Origin of the sequence: Arthrobacter sp. I3, assembly GCF_000520575.1 — a bacterium.
In the GTDB taxonomy this organism is placed as follows: domain Bacteria; phylum Actinomycetota; class Actinomycetes; order Actinomycetales; family Micrococcaceae; genus Arthrobacter; species Arthrobacter humicola_A.
The window spans coordinates 22,729-34,521 of sequence record NZ_KI914936.1; the positions used below are offsets into that span (position 1 = coordinate 22,729).

At 71.1% G+C, this 11,793-nt stretch carries 9 protein-coding genes and 1 pseudogene; 7 read left to right on the forward strand and 3 right to left on the reverse strand.

The window, feature by feature from the left end:
* The 6 genes and pseudogenes from Y706_RS25625 to Y706_RS0114630 form a co-directional block, all read left to right on the forward strand.
* Positions 1-228: pseudogene (locus Y706_RS25625) on the forward strand (polyketide cyclase); the annotation flags it as partial.
* 186 nt (positions 229-414) lie between these two features.
* Positions 415-660: a hypothetical protein gene (locus tag Y706_RS0114610; RefSeq protein ID WP_028277167.1), complete on the forward strand. Its 246-nt coding sequence runs from the start codon at positions 415-417 to the stop codon at positions 658-660.
* A complete protein-coding gene (locus Y706_RS30590; RefSeq protein ID WP_275450882.1) occupies positions 647-781 on the forward strand; it encodes a hypothetical protein in 135 nt (44 codons plus the stop codon). Before Y706_RS0114610 ends, Y706_RS30590 begins: the two co-directional genes overlap by 14 nt.
* A 142-nt stretch (positions 782-923) precedes the next feature.
* A complete protein-coding gene (locus Y706_RS29630; RefSeq protein ID WP_028277168.1) occupies positions 924-1,556 on the forward strand; it encodes a DUF4232 domain-containing protein in 633 nt (210 codons plus the stop codon).
* Positions 1,557-1,689: 133 nt separating this feature from the next.
* Positions 1,690-6,888, forward strand: a complete 5,199-nt coding sequence (locus Y706_RS0114625) for an Lhr family helicase (RefSeq protein WP_028277169.1) — start codon at positions 1,690-1,692, stop codon at positions 6,886-6,888.
* Positions 6,881-7,747 carry a DNA-formamidopyrimidine glycosylase family protein gene (locus tag Y706_RS0114630; protein ID WP_028277170.1) on the forward strand — a complete coding sequence of 289 codons (867 nt, stop codon included), beginning with the start codon at positions 6,881-6,883 and terminating at the stop codon, positions 7,745-7,747. Before Y706_RS0114625 ends, Y706_RS0114630 begins: the two co-directional genes overlap by 8 nt.
* A gap of 29 nt (positions 7,748-7,776) precedes the next feature.
* Here the strand turns inward: Y706_RS0114630 and Y706_RS25635 are convergent, their stop codons facing one another.
* Complete coding sequence (locus Y706_RS25635) at positions 7,777-8,490, reverse strand: membrane protein YczE (RefSeq protein WP_173403084.1); 714 nt, start codon at positions 8,488-8,490, stop codon at positions 7,777-7,779.
* Positions 8,491-8,551: 61 nt separating this feature from the next.
* Here Y706_RS25635 and Y706_RS0114640 point away from each other — a divergent pair, with 61 nt between their 5' ends.
* Entirely contained in the window at positions 8,552-10,132 is a 1,581-nt protein-coding gene (locus tag Y706_RS0114640) for a MocR-like transcription factor YczR (RefSeq protein ID WP_028277172.1), read from the forward strand.
* 161 nt (positions 10,133-10,293) lie between these two features.
* Here the strand turns inward: Y706_RS0114640 and Y706_RS0114645 are convergent, their stop codons facing one another.
* Entirely contained in the window at positions 10,294-10,986 is a 693-nt protein-coding gene (locus Y706_RS0114645) for an SRPBCC family protein (protein ID WP_028277173.1), read from the reverse strand.
* Positions 10,979-11,695, reverse strand: coding sequence for a winged helix-turn-helix domain-containing protein (locus Y706_RS0114650; RefSeq protein ID WP_028277174.1), 717 nt, complete (start codon positions 11,693-11,695; stop codon positions 10,979-10,981). The genes Y706_RS0114645 and Y706_RS0114650 overlap by 8 nt, the downstream gene beginning before the upstream one ends.
* Between the last annotated feature and the right edge of the window lie 98 nt (positions 11,696-11,793).

Genomic DNA, 11,793 nt, shown 5'->3' on the forward strand with positions numbered 1-11,793 from the left:
AAGCCCCTGCTGCGGCGGCTGAGCTGGCTGCTGAAGCCGGCCTTCGCCGCCAACCACCGCTGGGCGATGGCCCGTGGCCAGGAGAGCCTCGCCCTGGAACTGCGCCGGCGCCGCGCGGCAGCGGGGGGCACCTCGGGGCGCACGGCGGCCGGGGCAGCGGCTGTCCCGCCGCCCCCTCCGCCCACCTTTGCCTGGCTGACCCGCCGCGCAGCCCGCACGGACACGTAGGCGGCCGCCTGGCGTCCGGAGTTCTGCCCGGAGTTCTGCCCGGGGGGCTCCGGCCCTGGACTTCTGCCCTTGGACTTGTGCACAACAGTAAGTCGGTGTCTCATTCACTTGACCATTGAGGCGGGAGGCCATTTCGCGGTTAGCTGGGTCACATCCTCGTTTCCCCGTGACCGTTCAGGACTCCTCATGACCTTGCAGAAAAACCGGCCTTCCGGCAGCGCCGCCCATTGGGACGACGTCGAGATCGGCGACGCCGTCCACCTCCACCGTGGCGGCCGCCTTGAGCACGCGGGCCTGGTCGACAACCGCACGCCCGACGGCGACGTCGTATGGGTGCTCTCCGACGGCGGGCACCGGCAGCTGTTCCACGTTGCCGACGGCTTTGAACTGAGCGTGGCAGACCCCGAAGGAGCCGGGCATGCTGGCAACTGACCGGCCAACCGCGCTGGCACGGCAGCCGGAAATCCTGTCCGGGTCCGCGGCCGGGACGGACCCCTGGGCCGCTTCCTGCCCCGACGACTGCCACTACTGCTCGGGGCCCGAGACCGACTAGGGCAGCTGCTCGCCGGCTCCGGGAAGCAGCACGCGGCGCAGTTGACCTCGGCCGATGCCGGGAAATCACAATCCGGACATCAATCGGGCTCCGTCGCAGTGGCATCGTTGACTAAGGCAACGGCGGGGATAATGGTTGAGCCATGAGGTCTCAGCGAATGAAGCACGCACTGGTTGTGACAACGGCTGCCGCGGCGGCCCTCCTCTTCAGCGGCTGCGGGGGCAGCTCGACGCAGGCCCAGTCGGCCACGTCCCCGCCCAGCCCGTCTGCCACGGAGACCAGCCAGCCGCCGGCGACGTCCGCCACCGCGCCGGAATCCTCTGCCGCCGCCGCACCGTCCACCGCCAAGGCAGGCCCCCAGCTGTGCAAGGCCGCAAGCCTGACCGGCACCACCGATGCCACCGGCGGCGGCGCGGCCGGCAGCATCTACATGCAGCTGATCCTGACCAACTCCGGCACCGAACCGTGCCTGCTGAAGGGCTTCGCGGGCGTCTCCCTCACAGCAGGGGCCGACGGTGAGCCGATCGGCGCCGCCGCCACCCGCGACGACTCGGGCCCGGTCACCGACGTCACGCTTGCCCCGGGCAAGGCCGGCACAGCCACCCTGCGCTACACCCAGGCCGCCAACTACCCGGACTGCACCAAGACACCGGCGGCAGGATTCCGGGTCTACCCGCCCAACGACACCGCGTCGCTGTTCATTCCGCAGCAACTGGACGCCTGCACCAACACGGAGATCAACCTGCTGACCATCGGTGCCTTCCAGCCCAAGTAACACCCGTCCCCCGCGTCTCTGCTCCAGCGTGTCTGCGCTCCCGTCCGTCCCGGGGCACCTGGCCCCCGGGGGACCCGCTGCCCCATGATGTGGCCCGGCCAATAGTGTCGGCGGGGTAGGGCATGATGGAGGAATGAAGGGGCAGGAGCTCGCCGGAGGCGCACTCGCGGCCGACGCCATGGACCGGTTCAGCCGGCCGACCCGGGACTGGTTCCTGGGCGCTTTTTCCGCGCCCACACCGGCCCAGAACGGCGCCTGGAATGCCATCTCCTCCGGTTCGCACGCCCTCGTCGTCGCACCCACCGGCTCCGGCAAGACGCTCGCCGCGTTCCTCTGGGCGCTGGACCGGTTGCTCGTCTCCGCGCCCGCAGAGCCCGACGCCCTCCCCGGCCTGGACCCCTCGGCCAAGGGCGGGCGCCGGAAGCCTGCTCGAGGCAAGGCGCCCCAGCGCAAGACCCGCGTGCTGTACATATCCCCGCTCAAGGCTCTCGGCGTCGACGTCGAACGCAACCTCCGCGCGCCGCTGATCGGCATCACGCAGACCGCCAAACGCCTGGACCTCCCGGCCCCGCTCATTACCGTGGGTGTCCGGTCCGGGGATACGACGGCGTCGGACCGCCGCTCGCTGCTCAGCCACCCGCCCGATATCCTCATCACCACCCCGGAATCGCTCTTCCTGATGCTGACGTCCAAGGCCCGCGAAACCCTCAGCGAGGTGGACACGATCATTGTCGACGAGGTCCACGCCGTCGCCGGCACCAAGCGCGGGGCGCATCTGGCGGTGTCGCTGGAACGGCTGGACGCGCTGCTGCCCAAGCCCGCCCAGCGGATCGGGCTGTCGGCCACCGTGGAACCCAAGGAGCTGGTGGCGCAGTTCCTTGCCGGCTCGGCGCCGGTGGAAATTGTCGCCCCTCCGTCACGGAAGAACTGGGACCTGACCGTCTCCGTCCCGGTGGAGGACATGTCCGATCTCCAGGGCGCCGCCGGGGCCTTCGACTCCGGTCCGGCCTCCGGGCTGCAGCCCCAGGCCTCCATCTGGCCGCATGTGGAGGAAAAGATCGTGGACCTGGTGCTCGCCAACCAGTCCACCATCGTGTTTGCGAACTCCCGCCGCCTCGCCGAACGGCTGACCGCCCGGCTCAACGAGATCTACGCCGAACGCCAGCTCCTGGCAGCCGGCGGCGGCTGGACAGACTTTGGCGCCGGCGCCCCGGACTTCGACGCCGTGCCGAATGACGTGCCGCAGGCAGTGCCGAATCCAGTGCCGTCCGGCGGTGCGGGCATGCCGTCCGGCGGCGCCGCCGCGCAGCCCACGTCCACCGCCACACCGGCCCACATGATGGCCCAGGCCGGGAGCACCGCCGGCGCCGATCCCGTGCTGGCCCGCGCCCACCACGGCTCCGTGTCCAAGGACCAGCGCGCCCTGATCGAAGATGACCTGAAATCCGGTCGGCTGCGCTGCGTCGTGGCCACGTCCTCACTCGAGCTCGGCATCGACATGGGTGCCGTGGACCTGGTGGTGCAGGTCGAGTCGCCGCCCTCCGTGGCCAGCGGCCTGCAGCGGGTGGGCCGCGCCGGCCACCAGGTCGGCGAAGTCTCCCAAGGCGTCCTGTTCCCGAAGCACCGGGCAGACCTGGTCCACACGGCCATCACCGTGGAGCGGATGCTCGCGGGCAAGATCGAGCGGCTGAGCGTACCGGCCAACCCGCTGGACATCCTGGCCCAGCAGACGGTCGCCGCCACGGCCCTCGGTGCCATCGACGTGGAGGACTGGTTCAACACGGTCCGGCGGTCGGCGCCGTTCGCCTCGCTCCCCCGCTCCGCGTTCGAGGCCACCCTGGACCTCCTGGCCGGGCGCTACCCCTCGGACGAGTTCGCCGAACTGCGCCCCCGGGTCATCTGGGACCGGAATGCCGGGACCATCGAGGGCAGGCCCGGCGCGCAGCGGCTCGCCGTCACGTCCGGCGGCACCATCCCGGATCGCGGGCTGTTCGGCGTCTACATCATCGGCACCGAGGTCGAGGGCACGGGCGGTAGCGGCTCCTCCGGCGCCAGTGCGGACGGCAGGGCAGCCAGCCCGGCGGCCGCCGCGGCCAAGGGCGGGCGCCGGGTGGGCGAACTCGACGAGGAAATGGTCTACGAATCCCGGGTTGGCGACATCTTCGCCCTCGGCGCCACCAGCTGGAAGATCGAGGACATCACACACGACCGTGTCTTGGTCTCGCCGGCGTTCGGCCAGCCCGGCAAGCTCCCCTTCTGGAAGGGCGACTCCCTGGGCCGGCCGGTGGACCTGGGCCGCGCCCTCGGCGCGTTCATGCGCGAACTGGCGGCGTCCGACGTCGGGCCGGCCACCGAGCGGTGCAAGGCCAGCGGACTGGACGATTACGCCGCGAACAACCTGATCCAGTACCTCGCCGAACAACGGCTCGCCACCGAGGTGGTCCCCAGCGACACGACCCTGGTCGTCGAACGCTTCCACGACGAGCTCGGCGACTGGCGCGTGGTGCTGCACAGCCCCTTCGGCATGCCCGTGCACGCACCGTGGGCCCTGGCCGTGGGCCAGCGCCTGCAGCAGCGCTACGGGATGGACGGCTCGGCCATGGCCGCCGACGACGGCATCGTGCTGCGCGTGCCCATGATGGAAGATGAGCCGCCGGGCGCCGAGTTGTTCCTGTTTGACCCGGAGGAAATCGAGCAGATCGTGACGGCGGAGGTCGGCGGGAGCGCCCTGTTCGCCTCCCGGTTCCGCGAGTGCGCGGCCCGCGCGTTGCTCCTGCCCCGGCAGAATCCCGGCAAGCGGCAGCCCTTGTGGCAGCAGCGGCAGCGTTCGGCGCAGCTGCTGGATGTTGCCAGGAAGTACCCGACGTTCCCGATTGTCCTCGAGGCGGTCCGCGAGTGCTTGCAGGATGTCTACGACCTTCCGGCGCTGAAGGACATCGCCGCGTCGGTCGAGCGCCGCGAGCTCAGGATCGTCCAGACCACCACCCAGCAGCCCTCCCCGTTCGCGAAGTCCTTGCTCTTTGGCTACGTGGCCCAGTTCCTCTACGAAGGCGACTCCCCGCTGGCGGAGCGCCGGGCCGCCGCCCTGGCCCTCGATTCCACCCTGCTCAACGAGCTCATGGGCCGCGTGGAGCTGCGCGAACTGCTGGATGCGAAGGTCATCGAGGCCACCGAGCGCGAACTGCAGCGGCTGGCCCGCGACCGACAGGTGCGCGGGCTGGAGGGCGTCGCAGACCTCCTGCGCCTCCTCGGTCCGCTCTCGCCGGACGAGGTCGCCGCCCGGCTGGAGCCGGTCGCGGCCCCAGCCCAGGGAAGCGAGGCTGCCGGGACCGCACCGGCGGCTGAGCATGTCGAAGGCCTGCCGGCTGGGCTAGCCGAAACCCCGGAGGTGCTGCCTGTCGAAACCCCGGCAGCGGAGTCCGACGCCGCCGCCCACCTCACCGCCCTGCAGCGGGCCAACCGGGCGATCAAAGTCAACATCGGCGGCGTCGAACGCTTCGCGGCCGTCGAGGATGCCGCCCGGCTCCGGGATGCCCTCGGCGTGCCGCTGCCCATGGGTGTGCCGCTGGCTTTCATCGAACCGGTCGCTGACCCCCTCGGCGACCTCGTCTCGCGCTACGCCCGCACGCACGGGCCTTTCACCGCCGCCGAGGCCGCGGCGCGGCTGGGACTGGGCGTCGCCGTCGTCGGCACGGCACTGAAGCGGCTGGCCGCGGACGGGCGCGTGGTGGAAGGAGAGTTCCGCCCGCACGCTGCGCCGCCGGCGGTCACGTCGGCCAGCACGGCAGCCGGCGGTGAAGAATCCGGGGTTGAGGGTTCCGGCGTGGATGGATCCGGCGAGGAGGCGTTCCAGCCCACTGTTGTGCCTCCCCTTTTGCCTCCGGCCAATGTGAGCGAATGGTGCGACGCCGAGGTCCTCCGCAGGCTGCGCCGCCGTTCCCTCGCCGCGCTCCGCGCCGAAGTCGAGCCGGTGGACGCCGCCGCCTACGGCCGGTTCCTTCCCGCCTGGCAGAACGTGCGGACCCCGGGCGGCCGCGGGCAATCCGCGCTCCGCGGCCTGGACGGCATCATCACGGCGATCGACCAGCTCTCCGGCGTGCCCATTCCAGCCTCGGCATGGGAGCCGCTTGTCCTGGCCAGCCGCGTCTCCAACTACCAGCCGGCCATGCTGGACGAGCTCATGGCCGCCGGCGAGGTCCTCTGGTCCGGTGCCGGCTCGCTGCCGGGCAACGACGGCTGGGTGAGCCTGCACCTCGCCGATTCGGCTGAACTGACGCTGAACCCGTCCATCGACTTCGAACCCGGCGACGCGCAGCGACGGCTCCTCGAGCACCTGCAGAACAACGGCGGCGGCTACTTCTTCCGGCAGCTGACCGAGGTTGCCGGCGGCATGGATTCGGTGCTCAGCGACCAGGACGTGGTGGCCGCACTCTGGGATCTCGCCTGGGCGGGCCGGATTACCGGCGACACGTTCGCCCCCGTCAGGGCACTGATCGCCGGCGGGCACACCGCGCACCGGCAGGTGGGGCGCGCCCCGCGGGCCCGCGCGCCGCGGCTCAGCCGGCTCGGACGGGCGCACGGCACCGGCCTGCTCGGATCACCGGGACTCACCGGCGGCCGGTACGGATCCGTGACCGGCACCGCGCCCGCTCCCCCGCTCGCCGCGGGACGCTGGTCCGCGCTGCCCTCCCCGGAGCTCGATCCCACCATCCATGCGCGGGCCACCGCGGAGCTGCTGCTGGACCGCTACGGCGTGGTCACCCGCGGCTCGGTCATGGCGGAAAACATCCTCGGCGGCTTCGGCCTCATGTACAAGGTCCTGGCCCGACTCGAGGAAGCCGGACGCTGCCGCCGCGGCTACTTCATCGAACACCTCGGTGCGGCCCAGTTCGCCGTCCCCGCCACGGTGGACCGGCTGCGGTCCTACGTCGAGGACGCCGAACTGCACAAGGCCGAACCGGTGGCCCTTGCCCTCGCCGCGACCGACCCCGCCAACCCGTACGGCGCCGCGCTGCCATGGCCCGCGCTCAACGTCGACGCCGGCACCGGCCACCGCCCGGGCCGGAAGGCCGGCGCCCTTGTGGTCCTGGTCGACGGCGCCCTGGCGCTGTACGTCGAGCGCGGCGGCAAGACCCTGCTCGCGTTCAGCGACGACCCCGACGTCCTGGCCGCGGCCGGCACGGCCCTGGTGGGTGTGGTGACCCGAGGCGCGGTGGACAAGCTGATCATGGAAAAGGTCAACGGCCACGGCATCCTGGACACCCCGGTGGCGGCCGCCCTCGCCCACGCCGGGGCCTATTCCACCCCCAAGGGACTGAGGATCCGTGCCTGAGGGCGATTCGGTCTTCCGCGCCGCCGCGCAGCTGCACGCAGCCCTGGCCGGGAAGGAACTGGTCTCCTCCGACTTCCGGGTCCCGCGCTTCGCCACCCTCAAGCTCGGCGGCTGGACCGTGGCCGAGGTGGTGCCCCGCGGCAAGCACCTGCTGATGCGCGTCCAGGGCCCGACGCCCCGAGACCGGCTCACCATCCATTCGCACCTGAAGATGGAGGGCAGCTGGCAGGTCTACCCGCCCGGGGGCCGCTGGCGGAAGCCCGGCTTCACGGCCCGCTGCGTGCTGCGGACCGCCACGGCCGACGCCGTCGGGTTCTCCCTGGGCATCCTTGAGGTGGTCCGGACCGACCAGGAGGACACCATCGTGGGGCACCTCGGCCCGGACCTGCTGGGCCCGGACTGGGACGCGGCCGAGGCCGAACACCGGCTGCTCGCAGCCCCGGACGTTCCCATCGGCGTCGCCCTGCTGGACCAGAGCAAGCTGGCGGGGATCGGAAACATCTACCGGTGCGAGGCCTGCTTCCTCGCGGGCGTCCATCCTGCGTCGCCCGTCTCGGCAGTGCCGGATCTGGCCGCCATCATTACCGACGCCCAGGTCCTGCTCTCCGCCAACCTCGGGCCGGGCCGGCGGACCACCGTGCTGAACGCGCGGGGCGTGCCGGTGGGCCGCACCGCCGGGCGTCCCGGTTACTGGGTTTACCGGCGCGAGCACCAGCCGTGCCTCAAATGCGGCACTCCGATCCGCCGCGGCGTCCTGGGCAAGGAGAACGGCGCCGGCACTGTCACCGAGGAACGGGACATCTACTACTGCCCCACCTGCCAGCCCCTGCCGGGCCCCGGATCAGAGGGCGCCGGCTGACGGGGCCCGCGGAAATCAACCCGCGGAAATCAATCGGCCGGCCCGCTGCCCGCCGCCACAGGGACCGCCGTCCCGGGGACCGCCGTCCCGGCAACGGCGGCTTCCGTTTCAGAACCGGCCGCTTCAGCTCCGGCCGCTTCAGTTCCTGCCGCCGGGACCGGACGCGTTTCCGGAACGGTGAACCGCGGCAGCAGCAACTGCACCAGGGGGCCAATGACCAGCGCGTACAGCACCGTGCCCACACCGATTGAGCCGCCCAGCAGCCAGCCCGCGCCAAGGACCACCACTTCAATGCCGGTGCGGCACACCCGGACCGGCCAGCCCGTCCGCCGGGCGAGGCCCGTCATGAGCCCGTCACGTGCGCCCGGGCCCAGGCGGGCGCCGATGTAGCAGGCGGAGGCGACGCCATTGAGCAGCACCGCCCCGACAAGCAGGCATATCTGGCCGCCCAGATGCGAAAACTGTGGAATCAGGGCCAGCCCGATGTCCGCGAAGACCCCCACCAGCACGGCGTTGCACAGGGTTCCGACGCCGGGCCATTGCCGGAGCGGGATCCACAGCAGCAGCACCAGGAAGCTGACAATCACCACCACCGTGCCGAGGCTTAGCCCGGTCCTGGCCGCCAGCCCCTGGTGGAGCACGTCCCACGGCGCCGTGCCGAGGCTGGCGCGGATGACCATGGCGAGGGAAATGCCGTAAAGAGCGAGGCCGATGAGGAGCTGGAGGAGTCTGCGGGTCAACATGGTCTCCATCCTCCACGAAAACTGGCCTTGCAATCCATAGCCAGTTTGAAATACTGGCTCTATGTCCGTCTCTTTGACTCCGGGGTCGCTGGCCCGCCTGCTGGGCGAGTGGAACGTCGGCGCCGCCCCCGCTTACCGCGAGCTGGCCGACGTCGTCCGCCTGCTCATCCTCGACGGCCGCGTCGCCCTGGACGTCGCCCTGCCGAGCGAGCGCTCGCTGGCAGCGGCCCTTGGCATCAGCCGCACCACGGTGACGGCGGCCTACGCCCTGCTGCGAGAGCAGGGTTTCCTCAGCAGCGGCCAGGGCAGCCGGAGCCGGAGCTGCATCCCGAGCCAGGGGCCTGTGCATACCGGCAGCCACGACGGAGCCCTGCGGCTGAGCGGCGCGCCCGGCCTGGCGGTACCGGACGGGATCTTGGACCTGGCTTACGCCTCCCTGCCCGCCAGCGGCGAAGTGGTGCACCGGGCCTTTGCCGCGGCCCTGACCGAACTGCCGGCCCTGCTGCCGGGCTTCGGCTATGACGCCCTGGGCGTGGGCCCGCTCCGGGAAGCCATTGCGGCCCGGTACACCGCCGCCGGGGTCCCGACAACGGCCGCGCAGGTCCTGGTCACCTCCGGCGCCCAGCACGCGCTGAACATTGTGCTCCGCACACTGGCCGGGCGGTCCGGGACCAAGGTGCTGGTGGAGCATCCGAGCTACCCGAACGCCCTCGACGCGATCCGGGCTGCGGGCTGCCGACCGGTCCCGGTGGCCATGCCAGCCGCAACCCCCGGCGGCACAGGCCATAACGGCGCAGTCCCCGGCGGCCGTGTCCACAGCGCAGGCGGTAACGGCCCCGCCCACGACGGCCTTGCCCATAACGGCGCAGGCGGCTGGGACCTCGAGGCCATGGAAACGGCGCTGCTCCAGCAGCGGCCCGCGATGGCGTACGTGGTGCCGGACTTCCACAACCCCACCGGCCGGCTGATGCCCGATTCCCAGCGGCGCCGGCTCGTGAAGGCGGCCGCGGCGTCGGGCACTGTGCTGGTGGTGGACGAGACGCTGCGGGAGTTGAACCTCGACGGCGCCGCGTCGACCCCCATGGCCGCTTTCAGCCCGGCGGTGGTCTCCCTCGGTTCCCTCAGCAAGTCGCACTGGGCAGGGCTGCGCACCGGCTGGATCCGCGCCAGCGAGCCCCTCATCCGGCGCTTCGCCGCTGCCCGCACCACCCTTGACCTGGGCGGGCCGGTGGTGGAGCAGCTGGCCGGGGCGCATCTGGTCAACGCCATGACGGAGCCGCTCCCCGACAGGCTGTCCGCGCTGCGCGAGAACCGGAACACACTGGTGGAACTAATTCGGGAGCACCTGCCGGGCTGGGAGCCCGAGTGGCCCGACGGCGGCCTGTCCGTCTGGTGCCGACTCCCGGCGCCGATCAGCACGGCACTGGCGGTGCTGGCCCCCGACGTCGGGATCCGGCTCGCCGCCGGACCCCGGTTCGGCGTCGGCGGCGCGTTTGAGCAGTACTTGCGGTTGCCGTTCACGCTGCCACCGGAGCAGCTGGAGACGGCCGTGCTGGCATTGCGTTTGGCCCAGGACCGGCTGGAGGCCTCCCCGCAGCTGCGGCGCAACCTGTCGTCCCCGCCGGCCGCGGCCATCGCCTGAATTCTGGGGCGCTTTCAGGCCTGTCCTGCGACGCCCGTTCATCCCTGCGCCTCGAGGTCGCCGGAAACGTCCGAAGTCGCCGGACCATTCCGGCGACTTCGGCCCGTTCCCGGCGAACTCGAGCGTTCAGGGCATCGCCAGGCAGGATGCGCGTCGCGGGATCAGGCGTAGACCTTCGCCAGGAACCCGGTCCAGGCTTGGGCCGTCGCCCCGGCGTCCCCGCTGCCGCTGAAGTCGTGCACGGTCATCCCCACTGGCGCGCCGAAGGCGTTGCGCCCGAAGAAGCGGTACATCGTGTCCGCGGTCCGCAGGCCGAGGAAGTGCTCGTTGGCGAAGTCGATCTCGCCGGCCAGCGGCCCGACGCCGTCGAGCTCCAGCTCCACCGTCTCCCCCGGAACGGCAGTGTCGACGCCGAGGGCCCGCTTGAGCCGGTCGAAGCCATCCGGCGTCTGCGAAGCGGCGGGTGCCTGGATGTCCGTGAAGACCACGGGCTTGCCGTCGAAGTACTTCAGGTACTGGCCCAGGGTGTGCAGATAGAACGCCGTGTGCTTGCTGGCGCCGTCGTACTGCTTATCCCAGTTGTCCGCAAAGATGCCGCTGTGCACATAGTGCAGCCGGGCCCGGCCACCGTCGAGCGGTTCCAGGACGTGCTCCAGCTGGTTGAACCAGCCATCCGGTCCGTCCATCCGGGACACCAGATGGGAGGGGTATTCGTCCACGGTCCGGACCGCCGGCCATTGGTCCGTGGGGAACATCCAGGCCGGGGTGTCCTTGGTGACGGCCTCCCACACCCGTTCCGGGGTACCGGGCAGTTCGGTGTCGTAGACGATTTCGAATTTCCGTTGGTCAGTCATTGTCCTGCTCCTTGGCTTGTGGGTTCGTTTGTGGGATTGCTGTTTGTGGGTCTTCGTGCGCTGCTTTCGGCTGCGGCGCCTTGAGTGCCGGGTGCAGCGCGACGACCAGCCGGTGCTTGCGTCCTTCCGGCCGGCGACCTGCCTGGGAACCTGCCTGCGGATCTGCCGGGCAACCTGAGGGGAGGTCACCGCCGTCGTGGTATTTGTCCACGAGCCTGGTCACGGCGACGCCGAGCTCCTCGGCGAAGGCCGCCCGGTCCGCCGCCGAACGGAAGGTAATCTCGCCGTCGATGGCAAAGGTGGCGAGTTTCTGCCGGGCCGCGGCCGCCCCGGCGATCAGCTGCCCCATCTCCTGGACCATGCGGGCAGCGAGTGCCAGCAGCCAGAAGGCGGAAAAGCGGTCCGAGAACCGGTGGGGGTCCGGCGCCACCGAGGCCAGCGCCGCCGGCGAAATCAGGTACGACGCCGCCGTCGCCCGCAGGATGCGTTCGGTCATGTTGCCGCGCCGCCGCTCCTCGACGAGCTCGACGAGCCCATGCCGCTCGAGCGCTTTGAGGTGGTAGTTCACCTTCTGCCGCGGCAGGCCCACCTTCGCGGCGAGCTGCGTCGCAGATCCGGGTTCGGCCAGCTCGCGCAGGATCCGCGTCCGGATCGGGTCCAGCGAAGCCTCCGCCGCGGCCGGATCCTCAATCACTCCGATGTCCAACATGCTTCCAGTCTGCCCACCGACAATTTTATTTGTCAAGAACTTTTTTCTCGTCGGCGCTCGTGCTGCGGGCAGGCACGCATCGCGAGTTCGCCGGAAGC